The sequence below is a fragment of the Chitinophaga oryzae genome (genome assembly GCF_012516375.2).
Lineage (GTDB): Bacteria > Bacteroidota > Bacteroidia > Chitinophagales > Chitinophagaceae > Chitinophaga > Chitinophaga oryzae.
On the sequence record NZ_CP051204.2, the window covers coordinates 1,862,782 to 1,888,537 of the forward strand.

At 50.3% G+C, this 25,756-nt stretch carries 15 protein-coding genes; 6 read left to right on the plus strand and 9 right to left on the minus strand.

What is annotated here, in order from left to right; all coding sequences use genetic code 11:
* The first annotated feature begins 12 nt into the window (after positions 1-12).
* A complete protein-coding gene (gene lon, locus HF324_RS07775; protein WP_168862231.1) occupies positions 13-2,415 on the plus strand; it encodes an endopeptidase La in 2,403 nt (800 codons plus the stop codon).
* Positions 2,416-2,818: 403 nt separating this feature from the next.
* On the opposite strand, the gene HF324_RS07780 is transcribed toward lon, so the two are convergent.
* Together HF324_RS07780 and ahcY are read right to left on the minus strand one after the other, a co-directional pair.
* Entirely contained in the window at positions 2,819-3,553 is a 735-nt protein-coding gene (locus HF324_RS07780; protein WP_168811104.1) for a pyridoxine 5'-phosphate synthase, read from the minus strand.
* A 178-nt stretch (positions 3,554-3,731) separates the two neighbouring features.
* The gene (ahcY, locus tag HF324_RS07785) at positions 3,732-5,060 is read right to left on the minus strand and encodes an adenosylhomocysteinase (RefSeq protein WP_168811106.1); all 1,329 of its coding nucleotides are present in this window, start codon (positions 5,058-5,060) and stop codon (positions 3,732-3,734) included.
* 463 nt (positions 5,061-5,523) lie between these two features.
* Between ahcY and HF324_RS07790 the strand changes: the two genes are divergently transcribed.
* The 4 genes from HF324_RS07790 to HF324_RS07805 are packed head-to-tail and all read left to right on the plus strand — an operon-like array spanning position 5,524 to position 18,539.
* Positions 5,524-12,840: a Calx-beta domain-containing protein gene (locus tag HF324_RS07790; RefSeq protein ID WP_168862232.1), complete on the plus strand. Its 7,317-nt coding sequence runs from the start codon at positions 5,524-5,526 to the stop codon at positions 12,838-12,840.
* Between the two features lie 49 nt (positions 12,841-12,889).
* Positions 12,890-13,789: a PorP/SprF family type IX secretion system membrane protein gene (locus HF324_RS07795; RefSeq protein ID WP_168811110.1), complete on the plus strand. Its 900-nt coding sequence runs from the start codon at positions 12,890-12,892 to the stop codon at positions 13,787-13,789.
* A 10-nt stretch (positions 13,790-13,799) separates the two neighbouring features.
* Positions 13,800-16,016: an OmpA family protein gene (locus HF324_RS07800; protein ID WP_168862234.1), complete on the plus strand. Its 2,217-nt coding sequence runs from the start codon at positions 13,800-13,802 to the stop codon at positions 16,014-16,016.
* Between the two features lie 36 nt (positions 16,017-16,052).
* Positions 16,053-18,539, plus strand: a complete 2,487-nt coding sequence (locus tag HF324_RS07805) for a Calx-beta domain-containing protein (RefSeq protein WP_168811113.1) — start codon at positions 16,053-16,055, stop codon at positions 18,537-18,539.
* A gap of 280 nt (positions 18,540-18,819) precedes the next feature.
* On the opposite strand, the gene HF324_RS07810 is transcribed toward HF324_RS07805, so the two are convergent.
* From HF324_RS07810 to rplU, 7 genes are all read right to left on the minus strand, one after another.
* Entirely contained in the window at positions 18,820-19,314 is a 495-nt protein-coding gene (locus HF324_RS07810; protein ID WP_168811115.1) for a GNAT family N-acetyltransferase, read from the minus strand.
* A 10-nt stretch (positions 19,315-19,324) separates the two neighbouring features.
* On the minus strand, positions 19,325-19,960 hold the full coding sequence (locus HF324_RS07815; protein WP_168811117.1) for a DsbA family protein: 636 nt from the start codon (positions 19,958-19,960) through the stop codon (positions 19,325-19,327).
* 122 nt (positions 19,961-20,082) lie between these two features.
* Complete coding sequence (locus tag HF324_RS07820) at positions 20,083-20,823, minus strand: PrsW family intramembrane metalloprotease (RefSeq protein WP_168811119.1); 741 nt, start codon at positions 20,821-20,823, stop codon at positions 20,083-20,085.
* Positions 20,820-22,508: a helix-hairpin-helix domain-containing protein gene (locus HF324_RS07825; protein ID WP_168862235.1), complete on the minus strand. Its 1,689-nt coding sequence runs from the start codon at positions 22,506-22,508 to the stop codon at positions 20,820-20,822. The genes HF324_RS07820 and HF324_RS07825 overlap by 4 nt, the downstream gene beginning before the upstream one ends.
* A gap of 206 nt (positions 22,509-22,714) precedes the next feature.
* The gene (locus tag HF324_RS07830) at positions 22,715-23,110 is read right to left on the minus strand and encodes a histone (protein ID WP_168862236.1); all 396 of its coding nucleotides are present in this window, start codon (positions 23,108-23,110) and stop codon (positions 22,715-22,717) included.
* Between the two features lie 64 nt (positions 23,111-23,174).
* The gene (gene rpmA / locus HF324_RS07835) at positions 23,175-23,453 is read right to left on the minus strand and encodes a 50S ribosomal protein L27 (RefSeq protein WP_078672044.1); all 279 of its coding nucleotides are present in this window, start codon (positions 23,451-23,453) and stop codon (positions 23,175-23,177) included.
* Between the two features lie 54 nt (positions 23,454-23,507).
* Entirely contained in the window at positions 23,508-23,810 is a 303-nt protein-coding gene (gene rplU / locus HF324_RS07840) for a 50S ribosomal protein L21 (RefSeq protein ID WP_168811125.1), read from the minus strand.
* A 433-nt stretch (positions 23,811-24,243) separates the two neighbouring features.
* On the opposite strand from rplU, the gene HF324_RS07845 reads away from it, so the two are divergent.
* Positions 24,244-25,746, plus strand: a complete 1,503-nt coding sequence (locus HF324_RS07845; protein ID WP_168811127.1) for a GH3 auxin-responsive promoter family protein — start codon at positions 24,244-24,246, stop codon at positions 25,744-25,746.
* The last annotated feature ends 10 nt before the right edge of the window (positions 25,747-25,756 follow it).

Genomic DNA, 25,756 nt, shown 5'->3' on the forward strand with positions numbered 1-25,756 from the left:
TAAATATCTCAGATGAACAGATTTTATTTAGGAAATTCGGAAGATGAAATGGAGTTCATGCCTATTATCCCTTTGAATGAAGACGGGGAGGGTCAGGAGGATGATAACATTCCCGATGAACTGGCATTATTACCATTGCGCAATACCGTCCTGTTTCCCGGTGTGGTTTTACCGATCACTGTGGGAAGGGATAAATCCATAAAGGCAGTTAACGACGCATACAAAGCTGACAAATTGATCGGTGTGGTGGCACAGAAAGACAGCACCATCGAAGACCCCAACGTGGCCGATCTGAGCGATGTGGGTACTGTGGCCCGTATCGTCAAACTTATCAAAATGCCGGACGGCGGCACTACCATCATCATACAGGGCCGCAAACGCTTCAGGATAAAAGAGATTGTTTCGGAAGATCCGTATTTCAAAGCCAGAGTAACCCTGTTACAGGATGAGGCGGCGGAGGACGATTCCGAATTTGAAGCTTATATCTCCTCTATCAAAGACCTCGCTGCGCAGATCATCCAGCTGTCGCCCAATCTGCCTTCGGAAGCGAGCATTATCCTGAAGAACATCGAAAATGCCTCTTTCCTGGTGCATTTCGTATCTTCCAACCTCAACTCGGACCTGAAAGATAAACAGCAACTGCTGGAAATCAATAACCTGCGTACCCGCGCGGAACTCTTGATGAAACTGTTGCAGACAGAGTTGCAGTTGGCAGAACTGAAAAATAAAATCACCAATAAAACCAAGGCAGATCTCGACAAGCAGCAGCGCGACTACTTCCTGCAACAGCAGATGAAGTCCATCAAGGAAGAACTGGGTGGCGACGCCAACGACCGCGAGCTGAAAGAAATGAAGCGCAAAGCGGAAGAAAAGAAATGGCCGGCCGCGGCGGCCGAAGCCTTCGCCAAAGGAATCGAAAAACTGGAACGCATGCATCCCAGCACACCGGACTACAGCGTGGTGTACAACCACCTGGACCTGCTGCTGGACCTGCCCTGGGGCGAATATACCACCGACAGCTACGACCTGAAAAAGGCGAAAAAAATACTGGACCATGACCATTATGGCATGGAAAAAATCAAGGAGCGCATCCTGGAATACCTGGCGGTACTGAAACTGAAAGGGGATATGAAATCACCGATCCTGTGTTTCGTTGGCCCTCCGGGTATCGGTAAAACCTCCCTCGGCCGTTCTATTGCCAGCGCGGTAGGCCGTAAGTACGTGCGGTTGAGCCTCGGCGGACTGCATGACGAAAGCGAGATCAGAGGTCACCGTAAAACCTATATCGGCGCTATGCCAGGCCGCGTGATACAGTCTATCCGCAAAATCAAATCTGCCAATCCTGTCATGATCCTCGATGAGATCGACAAGATCGGCAACGATCTGCGCGGCGACCCGAGTTCAGCCCTGCTGGAAGTACTGGACCCCGAGCAGAACAGCACTTTTTACGATAATTACCTGGAGCTGGAGTTCGATCTGAGCAAGGTGTTGTTTATCGCGACAGCGAACAATATCAACGCTATCCACCCTGCGCTGCGCGACAGGCTGGAGATCATTGACCTCAGCGGTTATTCCATCGAAGAGAAGACCGAGATCGCCAAACGCCACCTGCTGCCCAAACAGAAGGAAGCACATGGACTGAAAGACGCGAAATTCAAGATAGCCAATAACGTTATCGAGCATGTTATTGCAGACTATACCCGCGAAAGCGGCGTCCGGGAGCTGGACAGGCTCTTTGCCGCTATCATGCGTAACCTGGCCAAAGAAGTGGCCATGGAAAACAAGCTGCCGGAGAACATCACCAACGCGGATATAGAGCGGATACTGGGCAGGCCCCGTTATTCCAACGAAATCTATAAAGTGGGCAACCCTCCGGGTGTTGCCGTCGGGCTGGCCTGGACGTACGTGGGCGGCGATATACTCTTCATCGAAAGCAGCCTGAGCGAAGGCAAAGGAGAACTGAAACTGACGGGTAACCTGGGGAACGTGATGAAAGAGTCTGCCGTTACGGCCCTGACCTATTTACAGTCCAACCCCGCTATGCTGAAGCTGGACCCGAAAATCTTCCATACAAAGAACGTACATGTGCACGTACCGGAAGGCGCGGTGCCGAAAGACGGTCCCAGTGCGGGTATTACCATGCTGACAGCGCTGGCCTCCGCATTTACCGGCCGGAGGGTAAAATCCTACCTGGCGATGAGCGGAGAGATTACGCTGAGAGGACAGGTGCTGCCGGTAGGGGGCATCAAAGAAAAAATTCTGGCCGCCAAAAGGGCAGGTATCAAGGAAATTATCTTATGCTGGCAGAATGAGAAGGATATAAAGGACATAAATCCTTCATATATCAAAGGCATGAAGTTTCATTATGTAAGAGAAATGAACCAAGTGCTGGAAATAGCGTTATTAAAGAAGTAACTGTGATGAACATGCTTTTTGTCGGTTTCGCTGAGGAGTGGAGGTGGAAGCGGAGAGAGAAATGCTGACGAAAGTTATTGACTTGCAGCTATAATGCTAATTGTATAAATAAATTAGTTTTAGTTTTAATATAAACGAATTTTGTTGCCAGTCCTGGCAGCAATTTTTTAAAGTTCATATCGGTTTTGTTGTGACCCCGGTATGAGCATCATGTTGATTGTTTTAAGGGTTCTTAAAGCCATTCCTCTCAGCGGAATGGCTTTAATATTTTGCCTCATGACGGACATGATTATTACTGATTTTTTGATTCCCGGAGATAGGGGCGAAGGATAGAAGTATTATAAAAAAGATACCCGTTTGATATATCATCAAACGGGTATCTTTTTTATGTTTTATACTATTGTTAGTGGTCGGCCAGTTGCCTTTTGTACAGCTGGATGGTGTTTTCGAGGCCATAATACAGCGCATCGACCACGAGGGCATGACCGATAGACACTTCTTTCAGTTGCGGGATATGCAGTTTAAAGAAACGGAGGTTGTCGAGGTTCAGGTCATGGCCGGCGTTGAGTTCCAGGCCGATGTTGGTGGCTTCGCGGGCGGTATTTTTATAGTCGTTGAACAGCTGCAGGTTTTGCGGCTGTGTACGAGCTTTCGTGTATTCTTCCGCGTAAGGGCCGGTATACAGCTCGATACGGTCTGCGCCGGCGGTTTTAGCGCCTTCCACCTTGTCTGGTTCTGCATTGAGGAAGATGGAAACGCGGATGCCTGCTTTTTTCAGTTCACTGATCACTTCCTTGAGCTGGGACTGGTGCTGGATGGTATCCCAGCCGGTGTTGGAGGTGATGGCGTCCGGTGGGTCCGGTACGAGCGTGCACTGATGGGGCTTTACGGACAGTACGAGGTCCATAAAGTCTTTGGAAGGGTATCCTTCAATATTAAATTCGGTAGTGACAAGGGGTTTAAGGTCTCTTACGTCCTGGTAGCGGATATGACGCTCGTCCGGGCGGGGGTGTACGGTGATACCGTCAGCGCCGAACCGTTCGCAATCCTGTGCCACTTTAAGAATGTCCGGTAGGTTGCCGCCCCGTGCATTGCGCAGGGTAGCAAACTTGTTGATATTTACGCTCAGCTTTGTCATGTCACAAAAGTACTAATCAATTACGAATTACGGATTACGAATTACGAATGGGAGCTGTTTTATTGCAGTGTGGACAAATAATCTGTGCAAATAAAAAGATCCCGATAAATAAAAAGACCTGAGCAAATTGTCTTCGCTCAGGTCTTCGCTTTCCGAATTCGTAATTCGTAATTCGTAATTAATATCTGTAGTAGTCTGGTTTGAACGGACCATCTGCCGGAATGCCGAGGTATTCGGATTGTGCAGGGGTGAGTACGTCCAGTTCCACACCGATTTTTTTCAGGTGTAAGCGGGCAACTTTTTCATCCAGGTGTTTAGGCAGTACGTATACTTTGTTTTCGTACTGGTCTGAATTCAGCCACAGTTCCAGCTGAGCCAGTGTCTGGTTGGTGAAAGAGTTACTCATTACGAAGGAAGGGTGGCCGGTAGCGCAACCCAGGTTCACCAGGCGGCCTTCTGCCAGCAGGATGATATCTTTACCGTCGATGGTATATTTATCTACCTGGGGTTTGATTTCCACTTTGGTGTTACCGTAGTTCTTGTTCAGCCATGCTACATCGATTTCGATGTCGAAGTGGCCGATATTGGAAACGATACATTTATCCTTCATCAGTTTGAAGTGTTCGCCGGTGATGATGTCGCGGCAACCGGTAGTGGTAACGATGATGTCCGCTTCTTTAACGGCATCGTTCATTTTTTTCACTTCATAACCTTCCATAGCGGCTTGTAAAGCACAGATCGGGTCGATTTCGGTAACGATGACACGGGCGCCTGCACCTCTCAGGGATTCAGCAGAACCTTTACCTACGTCGCCAAAACCGGCAACAACAGCCACTTTACCGGCGATCATCACGTCGGTAGCACGACGGATAGCGTCTACACAGGATTCGCGGCAACCGTATTTGTTATCAAATTTGGATTTGGTAACAGAGTCGTTGATATTGATGGCGGGCATCGGTAAAGTACCGTTTTTCATGCGCTCATACAGGCGGTGAACTCCGGTAGTGGTTTCTTCACTCAGACCTTTGATGTGCTGGATCAGCTCAGTGTATTTGTCCAGTACCATGTTGGTCAGGTCGCCACCATCGTCCAGGATCATGTTCAGCGGACGGTCAGCGCCGCCGAAGAACAGGGTTTGTTCAATACACCAGTCAAATTCCTGTTCGTTAAGACCTTTCCAGGCAAATACCGGAACGCCGGCAGCAGCAACGGCAGCAGCAGCGTGGTCTTGTGTAGAGAAGATATTGCAGGAGCTCCAGCGTACTTCCGCACCCAGGTGTACCAGGGTTTCGATCAGTACGGCGGTCTGAATGGTCATGTGCAGACAACCGGCGATACGTGCGCCTTTCAGGGGTTTTTTATCACCATATTCTTCTCTCAATGACATCAAACCGGGCATTTCGGCTTCTGCCAGCTCTATCTCTTTACGACCCCAGGCCGCAAGTGACATATCTTTTACCTTATACGGAAGGCTAAAGTCGATGTTGGATTTTGCAATTGTGGACATTAAATAAAGTTTTGTGCAAATCTAGGCTTATTTTAACTTTTTACATAATAGCGCCGCCCTCCTCACCGCAGTGACCCCCTAAAATTTTGTTAATCATTTTATTAGAGCCATCTCTGCCGATCGTTTTCAAATTAAATTTGATTTAATATAAATTATGTTATAAGTTTGTAAATTAAAATATATGATTTAATATTTAATTGTTTAGTGGTAAAGAACAGTAAGAAGAGTATGAGCAATTATTAAACATCATTGTAAGCGCAATTTGTGTGTCTTATTTTCTCCCCATCCCCGGGGTATTGATAACAATAATTGCCGGCAACAAAGGTTTTTCAGCTTCAACGTATGAAGTATTCAGGTTAAAGGTTTGCCGGGAGAGCCAATTACGAGGCATATAGGGTTTTATAAAGGACTGTTTTTTACATTTTTAAAATCTATATGTATAAATAGAAATTTACACACGCATATGTTAGTCCTGTCCCATCCTATGAAAAAGAAGCTGCATCTATTGCCGGAAGGCAAAACCGTGCTTCGGCGCTGCGTAACACTGCTCCTGTTCCTGCTGATCTATACCGGCATACAGGCACAGGCACCGCTACCAGCCATCCGCGTGATCAACGCCGCCGGGGGGAACTCCGCCAGCGACGGCCTCCGGCTGGAAATGGACGCCAAGGGCAGGATACAGGTGTTCCGGAATGGTAAAACGGAATCTTATGTGGCCAACGGCGAAAAAGGCTATGGCGACTATATCCGGGTGAAACACAGTACCACCCCCATGACAGCCCTGCAAAGCCTGGACACCAACGTCTGCTATATCTCCCCCGTTATCGGAAACGGCAGCGCTGCCTCTCCCTACCGGATCTTCGTCTTCAACAAAATTTATGATAAAAAGCCGGCAGGCGGGACAGACTTCGAATCACCCATCTTTATCACCCGCGCTTACTCTTATATAACACCGAATAAATACTTTACCGTCGACTACTCTTTTAACGGTATCAACATCGGGTACAATGTGATGCTCTACCAGGAAGAACACCTGGCCATGCAACAGGACCCCAACTATGTCTACAGTGCCGGCAGCGATTATCAGGCAGGCATTGCAGGTTATTGCGCCCTCGGCTTTAAACAACCGGGCGGAACAGCCTACATGGGCGCTTACCACGGAACGGCGTCCAGCATCAACTGCGGCGTGCCGCAGCCTTATACCCATGCCTTTGTCGCCTCCTCTTCATTTGCTAGTTATTTTCTGTCAGACGATATCAAGGCGCCGGGCAAATACCAGTCGTCTTCCAACCTGACGCTCTTTCCGTACCCCTCCAACACCGGTACGGGAATCAGTGTGGGGTATGACCGTATGTTATTGGTACAATCAGCCCTGAATAACAAACTGGCCGGTAAAACGCTGGGTACCCGCATTGCTGTAGGTTACGGCGATCTGGACAATACGCCGCCGGTAACCTCGTATCCGGACTACGATGCTATACACACCGCTATCGGCGGCCAAACCAGCGACGGGAGCACACCTGTGACCGTAGAATTTGCGGGTGATGCCAGCGATAATGAAGGCAACACCGGCAACGACCACGCGCCGCAAAGCCTCCTGCTGAAAGTAAGCGGCGGCATCCTCAAAACGCCGGTATACGCCGAAATGAAAGTGGTGGCTAATGCCGGAGAGCCGCATCCCGCCCTGGAAAACCAGGACTTCACCTACGAAACGGGCTTCATCATCCCGGCCGGTAACTATACCACCGCTACCACCGTACCGGTGACCAACGTGATCATCAAAGGAAACGACAGGCTGGAATACAGCCGCAAGCTTACCCTCGAACTGCAGGACATCAACTGTAATGCACTGGTACAGCTGGGTGCCGCCAAACAGGCGACCTATACCATTGTCGATGATGAAGACCGCACACTGACGATTAACTTCCCGCAGACAACTGTCAACGAAGGCAGCCAGATAACGGGTACCATCTCCCTGCCCGGCAGCACCACCGTAACGGAAGATACCTATGTGGACCTGTCCGTTCTTACCGGCAATACCGCCGTGGCAGACGTGGACTTCACCATGGATAAAAAAGTGAAGATCGCCAATGGCACCGGTAGCGCTGACATTGTGATCACCGCCAAAACGGACCTTGTCCTCGAAGCCAGCGAGACCTTCAAAATACAGGGAGACGCTAACGTACTGGGGCAGGCGAAAACAGCTGCCGGACCGGTGATCACCATTACGGACGACACCCGTAACCACGACGCCAATATTACATTAGCCGTTACCGTTACCCCTGCTGATCCGGACGCATCTTATCCCGCGCTCACCTTTAAAGAAGGTTACAACGGTACCTTCAACGTCAGCCTGCCGGCGGGCGTATCTACGGATATACCCATCACCGTTACCCTGACGAAAGGAGGCACCGCTGCAGACAATACAGACTATACGCTGACCCTGCCTGCCAACATCATCAACGGCAGCACACCCATCAGCGGTACCCTTAAACTGACCGACGACGGCCGTATCGAAGGTGATGAAACCATCACCCTCACCGCAGCCATCACCGACGGCAGCGCCACGGCCTTTAAGCTGGCGCCGGCCGCCATTACCATTAAGGATGCGCAGCTGCCCCTCACGGCGCCGGCTACACTCCATTTGTCCACCAACGATATCAACGAAGGCGGTCCCGGCGCCAACTGCTGGATAGAACTGCCTGCCGGTATCGTGGCCACCGATGTGGCGCTTACCTTCGACATCTCCGCCGCTGCCGGTACCACCGCGCAAACGGGCTCCTATAGCGGTTTACCTGCTTCAATGGTGATTCCGGCAGGAGCGAAGGCGTCTGTACCGGATGTCATTTCCGCTGCTGCCAACCTCGTACTGGAAGACGACCGCGTGCTGGTGGTCCATGCCGCCACAGCTGCCAGCGTGCCGCTGACAGGTATTACCACCGGCACAGACGTCACACTTAATATCCACGATAAGACAGATGCTTCCGCCGTATCCATCGCCATAGCGCCGGTCACCACACCGCTGACGGAAGGACAGGCGACGCCCTTTACCATCAGCCTTACCAGCGGGTACAGTTTCGCCAAAAATATCAGGATAGCCCTGGCTGCCAACCCAACGGGGACAGAAGCCGGAGCGACCGACTATACGCTTGCCAACGAAATTGAGCTGCCGGCCCATACCACCGGCACCTACACCACGCCTGCCAGCGTACTGGCAGCCGCTGCTGACATGGTGATCGAGAAAGACGAAGCCCTGGTGATCAAAGGCACCGCCGGCGCTTATACGGTGAACGGAGCAACCATCACCATCAACGACGCTACCAGGAGAAACGCAGCCAACACGAAGGTGACCTTCAGCATTCCGCAGACCACCATCGCGGAAGATAATACTACCACTATTACGGCTACACTGCCTGCCGGTGTTACCACGCAAATACCCATCAATATAGACCTCAGCGCTGTCACCGGCACCGCTGCCACCAACGATTATACGTTGACCGGCCCGCTGCAGATCACCGCCGCTACGCCGGCGCCCGCAGCCACGCTAAACATATTAAAAGACGACCTGGTGGAAAACCAGGAGAACCTGACCATCACACCGGCCATCACCGATGCCTATAGCACTACCTATAGCATGACACCAGCCACGCTGGCCCTTACCATCAACGACCGGGAGTACCCGCTGCTGGCGACCAATCCGATTGTGCTCAGCAGTACGCCTGCCACGATACAGGAGAACGACCCGGCCGGCGCTACCCTGACCGCCACGCTGCCGAACGGGTGGAAATCAGCCATTCCGCTGACGGTACAGCTGGTGAAGAACAGCAGTTCCACCGCCGGAGACGACCGCCATACTGCCATTCTCAATAAACAGCTGGTCATCCAGTCCACCGGCACCGCTTCCATGCAGGTCCTCGCCACAGACAACGATGTGCTGGACGACGACGCCGACCTGATCATTGACGGCAACCCGGCCAATACCACATTGCCGGTCACCAGCACGACCATTCACATTGCAGACAATACCATCAATAAACCGGATGCCCGTAAGATTACCCTCACGGCCGGCAAAACACTGATACCGGAAGGGGAGAAGCTGAGCGTGACGGTAACACGGTTGTATACCTCAGCCAAAAAAGTAGCGGTACAACTGGCAGTCGATGCCGCTTCGGAAGCCAGTCTCACCAAAAATGACTACGCCCTGATCAACACCCTGCTGGAACTGCAAAAAACAGATAAAACACACACGTTTGAAGTGCTTCAGACGCATACCGACCAGGTGCTGGAAAAAGACGAATCCCTTAAACTCAACGCCACACTGGCTGGTTATACCGTGAACAATCTCGACCTGAAAATTCAGGACCTGACACGCACCGTTCCTGCCAACAGGGCGCTGACGCTGACACCCTATAAAACGCTCAACGCGAAAGAAGGAGATAACGGTAACGTACATATTGCACTGCCGGCGGGCGTTACCACAGAGGTGCCCATCAGCCTTACGCTGACGCAAACCAGCGGCGAAGCAGAAGCCGGTGCGGATTACACCATGAGCAACGCTTTCTCCTTTAATAACGCCAACGATACTACGATTGCACTGAAGATAGCAGCAGATAACCTTGTGGAAGGACCGGAGAAACTGGTGATCAGCACCACCGCCACCGACGGGATCAGCAGCTATGCCACCAATGTTTTTGAAGTAAACATCGACGATGCGCAGTATCCGCTGACAGCGCCTGTGAAGATCACCCGTTCGCTGGCCGCCATCAATGAAGGCGGCGCCGGTGCCGCTATCGGTGTGCAGCTGCCTAATGGCTGGCAGGCCGGTAAGCCCATCGTTGTCACAATCAATAAAGACGCAGCGTCTACTGCCGATAATATCGACTATAAACCGCTGCCTTTCCCCCTTACCATCACCATCCCTAAACTGGCTACCGGCGCCACACATCCAGTGTTGCTGGAAGCAGTGAAAGACCTGGTCCTGGAAGATGATGAAACGGTCGTGCTTACCGGTACTACCGGTGATGTGAATATGCCCGTGAAAGGAGATACCATAGTGATCCTCGACAGAACACACGACGACCCGGCGACCGGCTATATCCATATCATCCCGGTAACGGCTGGTACTGCTGTAAAAGAGGGCGACACCTATGCCGCTAAAGTATCCCTGGCGCCAGGCGTTACTTCCAGCAAAGCTATCACGGTGACCCTGTCTGCCGGCAGCGCTACCAAAGCCAAACCTTCCGACTATAGCGGGTTGCCGCCGCAGGTGATTATCCCGGCGCTGCAACCGGATGTCAGCTTCTCCGTACATGCGGAAAACGATAACATCCTTGAAAAAGACGAGCTGTTACAGCTGGTAGCCGCACCTAAAAATATGGCCGGTATGAAGGGCGACACCCTCGACCTGATCATCAAAGACGCTACCCGCCTCGACCCCAATAACCTGAAGGTGCAGGTGAAGATAGATTCTACCATTCTGCATGAGGGTAGCAGTTCCGCCCTGAAGGTTGGATTTGTGAACAGCCTGATCTCTTCCGATGAAGACATTACCATCAATATCGGCAGGGATGCCGCTTCCACTGCGGATGCCGCAGACTATAGCGGCGTGCCGTCTTCCGTGACGCTGCCGGCGCTGACTAACAATAAAGTATACACGTTGCAGATGATCAACGATAATGTGCTGGAAGGCGATGAGATGCTGCAACTGACTGCTCAGCTGGTAACAACGGGATATACCCTCCTTCAGCCGTCGTCTTTACTGATACCGGAAACCGGCGATATGAGCGTGCAGCTGCAGAAGAAAAATGATGCGGCCGAACCAGCCACCCACGGCGCTTACCTGATTAAACTGCCCGGTACCAGCACCGCTGCCGCCGAAGTGAAGGTGGTGTTCTATGTCAGCAGCATCGCCGGTACTACCAATATAGCGCCGATACAGACATCCGCCACTATCGTACCCGGACAGAACAGTGTATCCGTTCCCGTGAACGTGATCGATAACCTGGTGATTGAAGGCGATGAAGAAGTGAAAGTATCGCTGCTGCTGGCGCAGATGAAGCGGTTTAATAAAAATATCGGCTTCGATGTAAACGATAAAGATACCGTGCGGATGACGGTGTTTGACGATGAAAGTTACGCTACCGGCGCTAAAGCTACTGCCCGCCAGATGATGGTGGAGAAAACTGCCGATGCGTCCGAACCCAATACACCCGGCGCTTTCAGGGTACACTTCACAGACACTCAACTGTCGGCCGTGAAAGATGTGACCGTGACTTACCAGGTAAGCGGCAATGCGGTGGCGGACAGCCGTTACCGTAAACTCAGCGGCTCCACTGTGATACCGGCCGGTAAAAACTACGCCGATATTAAAGTCGATCCGATTGACAATACCATTGTGGAAGGAGACGAAAATGTACAGGTACAACTGAAGACTGTTACCGGCAACATCGCGGGCGTTACCTGGCCGTTATCTGCCAAAGCGCAGGCAGACGTGCTGATCCACGATAACGATACCCTGCTGGTGGATATCATCAACGACGGTCTGCCGGCAGACGAAGGCAAGCCGGTGAAGTTCAGCATTCGCGCGGTGAACACCGCTGCGCGTGATCTGCCGATCCGCTTCCGGGTAGACCAGGATGCTGCGCGCAGCTTCACTGCCGCCGGCGCCACGGTGAACGGCAATACCATCACAGTAGTGTTACCGGCACTCCGTACGGCGCAGGACTTTACCCTGACCGCAACAGACAACGATACCAACGATGACGACGGTTTCCTGAAAGCGACCATCCTGCCGCATGTGAGTGGCAGCGGTACCCCGATCTACAAAGCAGGGACTAATGTTTCCGCACAAACGGCCATCCATGACAACGACCCGCTGACGCTGGCTTTTGCCGCGGAGAAATTCAGCGTGAAAGAAGGAAATAAAGGAGAAAATACGCCGCTGAAATTTGTGGTGAAAATGAACCGCAAGAGCTCAAGGGATATTACCCTTAACTATGACTTTGAAGAATCCACAGACGGTGTCAGTTTCCCTTACCTGGGCTTCAAAGCTACGCCGAGAACAGACTTTGACAATACGGTGAAACAGGCGAAAATACCTGCCTTCCAGCCGGGCGGCGAAGTAGTGGTGAATATTATTGGCGATGAGGTTTTCGAACAGAACGAGACCTTTATCGTGAAGCTACAGACCGTGACCGTGCCTTCCGGCCAGAATACGCCGGTACTCGGTGATCCGGCCAAAGCTACCGGTGTGATCCTCAACGACGATCCGATGTGTAAAACCTGTGATACCGATGGTGACGGCCTGACCGACGAACAGGAGGACATCAACGGCAACAGTGATCCGTTTGACGACGATACGGACGGAGACGGTATCCCGAACTTCCTCGACCTGGACTCCGATGGCGACGGTGTGCCGGATTCCGTGAGCCGCTTCCATCTCGACAACAACCGCAAGATCGATTACCTCGACGGCAGGGACGGCAAGATCAAGGTACATCCGGCGATTTCCCCCAACAACGACGGACAGGGTAATGACCTGATGTACATCCAGAACATCGAGAAGTTCCCGAAAAACGAGGTCGTGGTGTTTAACCGTTGGGGTGGTACCGTGTATAAGACAAGTAATTACGATAATAAATCCAACAGTTTCAAAGGCAAGGCCAATGCCGGCGGCCAGTCAGGCGCCGATGTGCCGGACGGCTCCTACTTCTACCAGGTACAGATCTGGGTGGATGGCAGGGTAGAACGGTATACCGGATTTATTGTCATCAAACGTTGAGATCATTATTGGTAAAATATTCAAGCTGATACCTATGAACAAGCGATTTATGAAAGCTTTAGGGATTGCTGTACTATGCTGTTGCTGCTGCCTGAAAGGGTGGGCGCAGCAACAGCCGATCTACTCCCAGTATATGTTTAACGGGATGATCATCAACCCGGCATACCCTTCCATGGACGAGTCTTCCAGCCTTACCGCCGTAGGCCGTAACCAGTGGGTGGGTGTAGACGGTGCGCCTAAAACAGCCACAGCTTCTTTTTATACGCCGCTGAAAGCGACCAATACGAGCCTTGGCGTGTCGCTGATGAATGAAAAAATTACCGTTAACTCGCAGACAGGTGTGCATTTCAACGTATCCCAACGGGTAAAGCTCAACGAAAAGTTATACCTCGCCATGGGGCTGAAAGCGGGTATGTCGCAATTCCGGGAAGACAACAGCTCCCTGTCAACCTCCGACCCGGTGTTCGCGCAAAACCAGAGCTATTGGAAAACAGATGTAGGCTTCGGTTTCATGCTCTTCACCGATCACTTCTTTGTAGGCATCTCTTCCCCTACTTTCAAAAGTTTTGACCTGGGCAACAGTGTCAACAAAGTGGTGGTGCAATCACATTACTTTATTCAATCCGGATACCTTCTGACCATTAATGACAACGTAAAACTCAAACCCAATGTGCTGCTGCGGATCGTCAAAGGCACAGGGGTGCAGTATGATCTCAATGCGAATATTCTCTTAAAAAATCTGGTATGGCTGGGCGCATCCTGGCGTTCCGAAAAAACGATGACCGGTCTTGTACAAGTGCAGCTGAACAAAAACCTGCAACTGGGCTATTCTTACGATACCCCGATGCAGTCTAACCTGAAAGGCGCACAAACAGTTTCCCACGAAGTAATGATCAATTATCGTTTTTCCTGGTCCAAATGGAAAGTGGTGGCCCCGCGGTACTTTTAAAAAAAATGCTATGAAAACCCGATTCACGGAACGAATGCGAAATTACCATGTTGGCCGCCTGGTGTTTTTCCTGGGTGTGCTGATCATGACTGGTTCCTGCTCTTTTGTGAAAGACCATACTGCCGGTAGTATGGGCATGTCTAAAGCAAGGAGGGCGGAGCGGTTGTTTAAAAGACAGGAATATGAGCGGGCGATATCGCTTTGCAATGACGTAATTAATAACACCAGCAATGAAAATGCGCGGCGACAGGCGAAGTTCCAGCTGGCCCGCATTTACTTCGAGACACGGCAGTTCGAAAAGACAGTCAGCCTGTATGATGAACTGTTGTATAAGCCCGGTGATGATGTACTGGTGACGGACGTAACCACTTATATTGATCTGTTGAAACGTACGGGCAGAGTGGAAAAAGCCCGGCAGATCAGTGAAGTGTATGCCAACAACTATAAAAACAACGCCCGCTTTACCAATCTCCAGGAATCGCTGGTGAACTATTATACTTTCTTTAACCGGGATTCTCTCCGGAACGTAAAGGCCGACAGTCTCCGGCTCAGCTTGCCCGGGTACCAATACGGACTGGCCCTGTATAAAGACAACATCGTTTTTCTTTCCAATGATTTTAAGAAGAACGAAGCGCAGTCTTTCTACACAAATTCTAAGCTGTATATGATTTCAGAAGACGGTATTGAACCGTTTAACAACAGTCTGAGAGGCATTTTACAGGTAGGGCCGGCCTCTTTCTATGATAAGGGCCAGAAGGTGATCTATACCTCCAACCGGTTTACCGACGTTAAAAACGATAAAAATTCCTATATCAATTATAACAACGGCACACAGTTGTTAGCCTCCACCTACCAGGAAAACCACGATGCCTGGAGCAAACCGGTGCCGGTAAAACTGGGAAAATCTTCAGATTCCTGGTCTTTCCTGCATCCGTCAGTTGCTTCGAATGGTAAACGTTTGTACTTTGCGTCCGATATGTCTGGCGGTCAGGGTGGTACAGATATCTACTATGCTGACTGGGACAAAGCGGAAAAACGCTGGAAGGCGCCGGTGAATATGGGACCGAAGGTGAACACCAACGGTAACGAACTGTATCCGTTTATTGCGGGAGACAAGCTGTTTTTCGCATCCAACGGTTTACGGGGCTTCGGCGGGCTGGACATATTCATGATCGATCTGAAGAAACCCGATGAAGGCCCTGTGCATCTGCCTTATCCGGTCAACTCGCAGTTTGACGATCTGAATGCCGTGCTGGACGAATCCAGGTCATTATTATATTTTACATCAGACCGTTCCGGTGTACATGATAATGATCATATCTATGTGCTGAACCTGAAGAAGAATCCTTTGAAACAACTGGGACTGCCTTATCCCGGCAAGCCGGTAAACGACGAAGATAAAGTGCCTTATACCATGACGCAGACGGACAACCGTCAACAGCTGACTTTAACAGGGGATAAAACCTATGATAACCTGGCTCCCGTTGTGAAAGCGGAAGACAAGCCTGCTGCGCCCGCAGTGGCACATACAGCCGTTCCCGTTACTACGCCTGTCCGTGAGGTAAAAGATTATACAGATGAAGTGGTGGACAGTTCTCCGGAGATGATACCCTGGCAGAACCTGGCCCATCCTGCGCCCGCCGTTGCGCCTGCCGCTGCAGCAGCTACAGCGGCCGCCGCCCCTGGTTACGGGCAGCGCACCGTTGCCGGTCAGCCGCAGCAGCTCAACCGTCAGGCAGCAGCCACTGCACCGGCGGCTCCTGCATCTCCCGTAAAAAAGAACATACCGGCAGACAGTACGGTCATTCACGTGAGCGCCTATACGTTGCCTGCCGACAGCACGCTTCGTGTACCCGTCACCGCGTGGAAAATACCGGGCGCCGTTTATTTCGATCTCAACTCCTATATCCCGCAGGATAAGGAATGGCGTAAGCTGGATTCCATCTTCTATATCTGGAAAGCCCAGCCGCAGCGGATGATCATTGTGAACGGCCATACAGACATTATCGGTACCGAGAAATACAACCTCGCCCTTTCCAAAAACCGGGCGGTGTATATCCAGGAATGCCTGCTCAGCAGGGGAGTGGAAGCGGGCCGTATCCGGATCAACTACTTCGGGTCTACCCGGCCGGTGCTGGTAGCGAGCCAGTATACGATGGATGCGGACCGGGAGAAGTTTATCCTGCAACAGGGCGTGAACAGGCGGTGTGAGATCACGATACAGTAAACTGATTTTTTTTATTGCGTATATCAAACTAACAAAATGAACAAAGTTGCATCACTAATGCTGTTGCTGGGAATAGGCTCACAGGCCTTTGCCCAGGAAATGCCAGTTGTGTTCAACAAAAGCATGGGCGCTCCCAAAAACCAGTACCGTAAACTGGCCATTGCGGAGAACAATGCTATTGTTGCTATCGGCGGTGGATTGGATAACGGATGTATCACCAAATTATCCTCCACAGGAAATCCTATTTACAATACCCGTTTAAACAAAGGCGGGCTGGTAGCGTACCAGGACCTGTTACTGTTGCCTAAAAATGAACTGGTGGCAGTAGGCGGCGGCACCATCGCCTATGGTAACGCCCGTATCACCAAACTGAGCGCCACCGGGGAAGTGGTGTTTGACAAGAGCATCGGCAACGGTCAGGGTGGTTATTTCACGAAGATTATAGCCGACCGTCATGGTAACTACATTACCGTAGGCGTAGATGGCAGCAAGCCGGCACAGGCCCGCATCACCAAAATGACACCCGATGGTAAGATCGAGTTTGACAAAGGTTTTGGAGCACACAACGTATTTACAAACGTATTGATCGACGAAGACGAAAATATCGTGGCTGTTGGCGGAGACGTAGGAGATGGTCAGGGTAAAGCCTTTATGGTAAAAGTAGACGGTAAGGGCGAAAAACAGTTTGACCTTACTTTCGGTAAGCCCGGCGCCGTGTTTGAAAAAATGTTGCTGCTGGAAGACGGCTCCATCCTGGCAATGGGCGGTGGCGCTTACGGCACCGGCAACGCCAGCCGTATCGCTAAAGTGAACGCCGAAGGCCAGGTGGTATTCGACAAGGAATACAGCACGGTAGACGGTAAGTTCAACGCCATGAAAGTGAATGATCTGGGCCAGATCTTCGCCTGTGCGGAAGAGAAAGACAAGGGCCGCATCGTGAAGCTGCGCCCTGATGGTACAGAGCTGTTCAACAAAGAGGTAGACGCCGCCCTGTATGCGCTGGAAGTAGGTAAGAACGGTAAAGTGGTAGCCGCTGGGGGCAACATCGGCATGAATACCGGCAAAATCGTGAAATTATTGCCCGACGGCACACAGGTAGTCAACAAAAACATGGGTACGGTGTTTCAGCACCTGCTGCTCACGGAGGACGATGAAATGTGTGTGGTGACCAGAGAAGGCTACCGCCTTATTAAACTGACGCCTGACGGTGAGCTGATGTTTGACAAACAACTGGGTAAATATGATACCAAAACCACCCTCGCCTCCCTGCTGATGAGCCCTTCCGGCGAAATACTTGCAGCTGGCGGTGGTGACGAAGACGGCAACCGTATCATCAAAATCAGCCATGGCGTGTCTGTGAATGATATTGCCGTATCCGAGCCGCTCAACGGCTTGTCTAACGCTTCCCTTACCATTACGTTGTCCGGCTTCCTCAGGAGCAACGGCGTACGTACACCGGTGAATGTGCATTACAAAACCATCCCGCATAAAGATGGCGCAGGCCAGGGCGACTTCGACATCACCGAAGGCACCATCTCCTTTGTGCCTTCCGAATTCGCTGCGGGCGCTATTATCTCCAAAACTATCCAGATCCCCGTTAAAAGCGATAACCTGCTGGAGGGCAAGGAGTCTTTCCATGTAGAAATCATGGATGCGTCGGAATTGCACCTCACCAAGGCAAAAGGCGAAGTGACCATCCTGGACCAGCCGGCAATGGTAAAATTCATTGGCGGTACCAACGGGGCGGAACCAGCTACCGATGTGGTATTCTCCGCCGGCCTGTTCAAACGGGACAATACGCCGCTGATCAATGCTACCGGCAAACCTGTACGGCTGACGTACAAATTCGGTAACGGCACAGCGTTGCCCGGCGCTGACTTTGTGAGCAGCATCAAAGCGCCGTTTGTGATTGACAATGGCGCCAGCACCGCGAGCCTGTCTGTAAAGGTGAAAGACGACAACCGTTTTGAGCTGGCAGAGACAGTGGTATTGGTACTCAGTGAAATCAAAGCGGAAAACGAAGCCATCGTGGGGTATAACGGCGACGTGACTTCCATCTCCGCGTCCCAGTATATCCAGGACCAGGCGGCGCATATCACGCTGGTTAAGCTGACAGACGCCAACGAATCGGCTACCGCGCCGGTGAGCATGTTCAAATGTATCCTCGTGAAAGCCGTGGACGGCTCTGTACAGACCAACTGCACCGGCAGTGATATCAACATCTATTTTGGCGTGGATTCCGTGAGTGCCGCCGCTTACGGCCGTAAATTCGTGATCATGAACGGCGACATGGTGAAAATCACCGGTGACTGTGCCTTTAGCGAAACAGACATCCAGGTGGCCGTGGTAAACGACCGTATCAGGGAATCAGATGCCGTGGTAGCCGTGAAACTGCGCGACGTTACTGCCGCCAACAATGCCGGTGTGCTGAAAATCTCCCCTGAGCTGAAGCTGAATAAAGCGCTGGCTGTTATCCATGACGACGATAGCGACGAAGGATCTGTGCTGACAGCCACCAAGTAATCCCGGCTTGAATCAATAACCGATATACGCTGCTTCAGGCAACACCTACATTCCCGCATAGTTATTATGCGGGAATTTTTTCTTTAATAAACTTAAAAGCAGCATCCTTTATATTAAAATATAAAAGATGCTGCTTTTTTTATTATTTGTAAATCCACGATAAACCGTTTATCGTAGGTAATGATAGAAGGAATTAATAAAATAACTCAAAAATAAAAGAGTTGTGTCTTTTAATGGTTAACTTGGGAATAGCCTGGTATGTCCTTACCGGGCTCTTTTTTTATAAAGATTTCCTCATTACAAAGTCTTCCATTATGTAACCATTACCGATATCGGTGTCTTTCTCTTTATAAGTAGAGAATCCCATTTTCTCGTAGAAATAGCGGGCTTTATTATAGCGGTTTACATCCAGTTCGAGGATGGTGGCGCCGAGCTTTTTCACCTGGCGGATAACGGTTTCCAGCAGGAAACGGCCAACGCCCTTGCCCTGGTAGGAGGTGTCGAGATAGATTTTATGCAGTTTATAGACGCCTTCCGTATCGGTTGGACTATAGGAAGCGTAGCCGATGGGTCTTTTATCGTCCTGCAGGATGATGAACTTGTGGTTTAACTCCGCGATCTGTTTAGTGAGGGAGGCGGTGCTGTACATCATATCGATCATATACTCGATCTGTTCGGGTTCGAGTATGCGTTGGTAAGTTGGTCTCCAGATTTTTTCAGTCAACTCCTGTATAACGGGAATGTCGGCTACTGATGTTGATTTTACGCGATACATGGTTTGTGTATTATAAACGGTTACTTTCCTCAATAATATTATCGACGGTTTGTTGAAGCCGATCGAGTGGTGTGTATCCTCTTGCGCAGAGGTATAATTGTTTGCCTGTGTCGAGAATGGCGGCGGGGAAGCCGGTGATGCCCCAGTTGTGCACGAGCTGGAATTCCTGGTTGGTTTCATACCGCAGGTGTTCATCATGCAGGCGGTCAATAAATTCGTCTTCCGGCAGGCCATATTTCCTTACCAGTTTCCGGTAGGTATGGTCGAGGTTAAGGCTTAATCCATCGTAGTTGAGTGCATGTTGCATATCATGTGCGAAGGAGATGGCATTTTCCGGCTCGTAAGTTTTAAAAACGGTGAGGGCCACTGATGGTTTTTCAGAGTCCATGATTTCTTCCGAAGGGAGCAGTTTTTCGAGAAAGGCGTTACCGAATTTCACGCCGGTCATCTCTTCCACATTGGTATGTTCCCGTTGGATATAGGCCGTCATCGTAGAGAACGGATGACGGTTGTCTCCCACGATCATGCCGCCGGAGAGGATATCAAATTCCATGGTCCCGCTATGCAGCTGCTGAAACTGCATGACTACAGGTGTAAACCCATAGCACCATCCACAAAGCGGATCATAGACATATATAAAACGCATAAACAGGCATTTAGCTTTTCGCGGTTAGCTGTGCAGTTAGCCGTTGGAAAAAAGTGCAAGCGGCTACAAAGATACTAATCTCCCGATTGAATTGTGCTCATCTTTAATGCGGTCAGCCGTAATTATAGTAAGTCGTCTTCTTCTCCGTCCATGGGAGAGGGGCCTGTGGCCTCTTTGTCAAAATGCCGGTGAAACAGTTTTTTCGACAGCATCATATCTTTCCGGGTGGCTCTGTAAGACAGCCTGGCGGCGATGATGAGTGTAAAAACGGCGGCTCCCAGCGCCAGGATGTTATTTCCGGAGAACAGGAAAAAGTCGAATGAGCCGTGGAAAAACACCGCTATCAGCAGGCCTTTGAGCAGCAGCATGTCTCGTTCTGCCGGGACAAATTTGGCCAGTCCCACATAGTACCCCATTAGTATGGCGAAGGTAGCGTGGGCGGGCACGGAGAGGAACATGCGGGCCACGCCGGTACCGAAGCCGTACTGGCCCACATAGGCGATATTTTCCAGTGTGGCGAAGCCCATTCCTATCATGACGGCGTAGACGATACCATCCAGTGGCTCGTTGAAAGCGCTTTTAGGGTAGGCATAGAAGCGCAGCACCAGGAATTTGGCGAGTTCTTCGGAGAGGCCTACGATGCCATAGGCAAAGAGGGCGGTATCAAAAAGGCTGTCGTTGGTTTCCCGGAAGCCGTACATAGAGGCGAGCAGCTGAAATACCAGCGGCAGGGCTACGCAGAGCATACCGAGGAGGAAACTTTTCAACAGGAGGCCAACCGGTTCCGGGTCGTATTTGTCTATTACAAACATCAGGAGGCAGATAGCCAGTCCCGGGGCTACGGCCAGGGCCAGTAACATCATGAGAGGATATTTTTTTGTTTTTTACGTTCCTGCAGGAAGTCAGTGAGCCTGTCAACACCGAAGCTGCTCAGATTGTTGGCTTTGGTAACTCCGCCTTTTTGGGCGGCCAGTGTGCCGTAGTGGACATCATGGAAGCCCCGGATGCTGTGGGCGTCCGGATCGATGGATATGAGCACGTTTTTCTCCAGGGCATAGGACAGCCAGGTCCAGTCGATATCCAGGCGGCGGGGGTGTGCGTTCAGCTCAATCACCACGTTGTTGGCCGCGCAGGCGTCGATCACGGCTTTATGGTTGACCGGGTAGCCGTTGCGGCTCAGGAGCAGGCGGCCGGTCATATGGCCGAGGATGGTAGTGTATGGATTTTCGATGGCTTTCAGTATTCTGGCCATAGCTTTTTCTTCCGTCATTTTCAGGTTGGAGTGTACCGAAGCGATGACGAGGTCGAACCGGGCGAGTACCTCATCGGGGTAGTCCAGTGTACCGTCGTTGAGGATATCAGCTTCAATGCTTTTGAAGATGCGGAAGGGGGCCAGTTTTTTATTCAGTTCATCGATTTGTTCGTGTTGTGTCATCACTCTTTCGATGCTCAGGCCGTTGGCATAGAAAGCAGAGCGGGAGTGGTCGCTGATGGCGAGGTATTCGAAGCCCTGGCTGGCGGCGGCGGTGGCCATTTCCTCCAGGGAATCGAGGCCGTCGCTCCATTGGCTATGGGAGTGGATAATGCCTTTGATGTCTGTTGGGGTGATGAGGGTGGGCAGTTGTTGCCGGCGTGCCAGGTCGATTTCATTTTGTCCTTCGCGGAGGCAGGGCGGTATGTAGGCCATGCCGGCGTTGCTGAAGATGGCTTCTTCAGAGGGTGCTTTGTCAACATGGGAAGCGCCGCCGGCCGCATTGAATTTATCGATGAAAGCGGGGGCGCCGGTGGTGTTGAAGAGGGTGCTGTGGAAATCGTCCGGTGCGCAGGCGTGGGTGACCACGTTGAGTTTATCGTTGTATTTCCATACCAGGTTGGGTCCGTTGGCGTCGCCGGGGGTGAAGCCGGGCAGGGAGGCTATGCGTTCGCGCAGGGTGTCCGGTGTGGCGGCGATGACGAATTCCAGTTCATCGATGATCGTTTCCTGGCGGCGGAAGGCGCCGCTGAGGGCTACCGGTGCGGGCGCCAGCAGCTCCTGCAGTTGTTTTTGCAGGTCAGCCGCAACGGTTTCCACTTCCGCGAAGAGGTATCGGTTGCGGTTGGACAAGTAGAATTCAATATTCTGGCGGACGTTTTCCTGTGTTTTTTCACCGAAGCCTTTGAGGAGCAGGAGGCGGTTTTCGTTACAGGCGTACAGTAGTTCGCCCATGGATTCGATCTCCAGTTCTTTCCAGATGGTGGCTATTTTTTTGGGTCCCAGTCCTTTGATCTTCATGATTTCGAGGATGCCGGGAGGGGTGATGGTGAGGTAGTTGTTGAGCAGGGAAAAGCTTTGGTTATCCAGCATTTCGAGGATGCTTTTCCCTGTAGATTCCCCGATGCCTTTGATGCGGAATATCTCATCGCGGGGGGTATCTTTCAGTTGAGCCGGCAGTTTCTCTATGGTAAAGGCTGCGGAGGCGAAGGATTTGGCTTTAAAGCTGTTTTCCCCGTGGATGTCCATCAGTTTGGACAGCAGGGAGAAGTTATCGGCGATTGAATTATTGTCCATGTGGTAAAAGTACAAATTCCCGGGTTTGAAGCCGGGGGTAAGTTATTGTCGGGTAAAGCTGATTAAGGGAAGTGTAAAAATAGTGGTTTATAGCGATTCCATCAGCATGAAACCGGGAAGGGGGGAGGAGTTTGTGTGTTGGGGGCATAAAAAAGATCCCGGCTGATAAGCCGGGACCTTTATAACTACATTTTGTAAATCCGATCTTAGTTTGCCGGAGCAGCTGGTGCCTGAGGAGCAGCTGGTGCTTTTTTAGCAGGAGCTTTCTTCTTAGCAGCAGGTTTTTTAGGAGCAGCTTTCTTTTTAGGAGCAGCTTTTTTAGCAGCGGCTTTCTTTTTAGGAGCGGCTTTCTTAGCAGCGGCTTTCTTTTTAGGAGCAGCTTTCTTAGCAGCAGCTTTTTTAGGAGCGGCTTTTTTAGCAGCAGCTTTCTTTTTAGGAGCAGCTTTTTTAGCAGCAGCTTTCTTTTTAGGAGCGGCTTTCTTAGCAGCAGCTTTTTTAGGAGCGGCTTTCTTAGCAGCAGCTTTCTTTTTAGGCGCAGCTTTCTTAGCAGCAGCTTTTTTAGGCGCAGCTTTCTTAGCAGCTGCTTTTTTAATTGTTGCCATTGTTTTTTGAATTTGGGTTAGTAAAAAAATATTGGGTATAAAAAAACTTTATGGCTAACACTGATTAGGCTTCTGCCTGAGCAGTGGTGTCAAATGCTTTAACAGAAACGTAAGTCTTGTTTTCGCGACCTTTTCTGAATTCAACCACACCATCTGCCAGCGCGAAAATGGTAAAATCTTTACCAACGCCTACGTTTTGACCGGGATGATAAACAGTGCCTCTCTGACGAACGATGATGTTACCAGAAATAGCAGGCTGACCACCGAAGATTTTTACTCCGAGCCTTTTGCTCTGGGAGTCACGGCCGTTCTTTACACTACCTTCACCTTTTTTATGTGCCATTGTATAATTACTTTAAAATAAGTGTCTAAATAAAAATAATCAGCTTAAAATGAATTAAGCTATTTCATTGATCCGGATCTTAGTGAAATGGGTACGGTGTCCGACTTTCTTTCTGAAGCCTTTTCTTCTCTTCATTTTGAAAGCGATCACTTTGTCACCCTGTACATGGCTCAGGATCTCTGCCTTTACTACTGATTTTACATCAGTGCCTACGGTCAGTGCACCAGCATTGTCTGTCAACAGTACTTCGGAAAACTCCACTTTGTCTCCAACTTTTCCTTGTAACTGCTGTACAAAAATTTCCTGGTCTTTTTCTACTTTAAATTGCTGACCTGCGATTTTTACAACTGCAAACATAATTATCCAAAATATAATTTCCGCAAAAGTATCAATTGTTTTCCAATTGAACAAAGATTTCCGGCTTTTTTTAATTCATATATGTAAATACGTATTAAAAGCCGGATAAAAACTTAATCTTTTCAAAGATACATACTTTCTTGAATTTTAAATTTTTTTAACAAATTCCGGGCCATGCCGGCCGGCTTTCCGACAGGAGGTGACAAAGCAGTAAAAACAGTTATTTTACCGTACAAACCACCACAATTTTATATACTTTTGAATTTTGGGATTTTGAGATTGGGGGATTTTGGGGAAGCGATGATGTTTTAAAATGTAAAATTTTCTGATTTCCCGGGGGGATGGACAGACGGTGATCATCTCCCGAAATTGAAATCAAAAAATCCCGACATCAAGAAATTGAAAATATACTCTCAATTATAAAATAAAGGGCATGAAGTTTAAATCACTGCTAGCCAAACCATTTGCTTCTATTGTGCACAACAAGATCAGGAAGGAGATGCTCAGGGCGGTGGAAGACCAGGAGGCTATCCTGGAGGAACTGATAAAGACAGGCAAAAAGACGGAGTTCGGAAATGACCATAAGCTGGATGCAGTACGTACCTACGAAGAGTTCAAACAAGCTGTGCCAATAAGGGATTACGAACAGTTTAAACCTTACATAGAGCGGATCAAGGAGGGGAGGCAGAATGTGTTGTGGAAGGGGCAGCCTATTTACCTGGCTAAAACTTCCGGTACCACCAGCGGTATTAAATACATCCCTATTTCCAGAGATTCTATTTCCAATCATATAGATACCGCCCGTAATGCCCTCCTTAATTATATGGGGGAAACCGGCAATACGGCTTTTGCTGACGGGAAAATGATCTTCCTGTCCGGCTCCCCTGAGCTGGAAAGGGTGGGCGGCATCCCTACCGGCAGGCTCAGCGGTATCGTGAATCACCATATCCCCCGTTATCTGCGTACCAATCAATTGCCTTCATATGAGACAAATTGCATAGATGATTGGGAAACCAAGCTGGACAGGATCGTGGAGGAAACGATCAACCAGGACATGACGCTGATCAGCGGCATACCGCCGTGGGTACAGATGTATTTTGACCGGTTGATGGAACGTACCGATGGTAAAAAGATCAAAGAGATATTTAAAAATTTTGATGTGATGGTATATGGCGGGGTGAATTTTGAGCCTTACCGCGCCAAACTGATGGCCTCTATCGGTCATCCTATCCATACGGTAGAGACGTTTCCGGCATCTGAAGGCTTTTTTGCCTTCCAGGATTCGCAGGAGCAGGAAGGGCTGTTGCTGAACACCAACTCCGGCATTTTCTACGAGTTTATCCCGGCACAGGAAATTTTTAATGAAAATCCGACCCGACTGTCGCTCAAAGATGTGCAAACCGGTGTAAATTACGCTATGATCATCAACAACAACGCCGGATTATGGGGATACAACCTCGGTGACACCGTGAAGTTTATTTCCACCAATCCGTACCGTTTGCTGGTGACCGGCAGGATCAAACATTTTATATCCGCCTTCGGAGAGCACGTGATCGGCGAGGAAGTGGAATACAGCCTGATGAAAGCCGCCGCCGAGGAAAATGTGCAGATCACGGAATTTACCGTGGCCCCGATGGTGCAGACCAACGGCGAACTGCCTTACCACGAGTGGTTTGTGGAGTTTGAAAATGCCCCGAAAGACCTGCAGGCTTTTGCCATGAAAGTAGACCATAACCTGCGTCAGAAGAACATTTATTACAATGACCTTTTGACCGGCAATATTTTACAACCCCTGAAAATAAGGACCGTACGTAAACAGGGCTTCATCGATTACATGAAGGCTATTGGAAAACTGGGGGGCCAGAACAAAGTGCCCCGTCTGAGCAATGACAGAAAGCTGGCCGATGAGCTGACAAAATATGTGCAGCCATCCTGAAAGGTGTGAC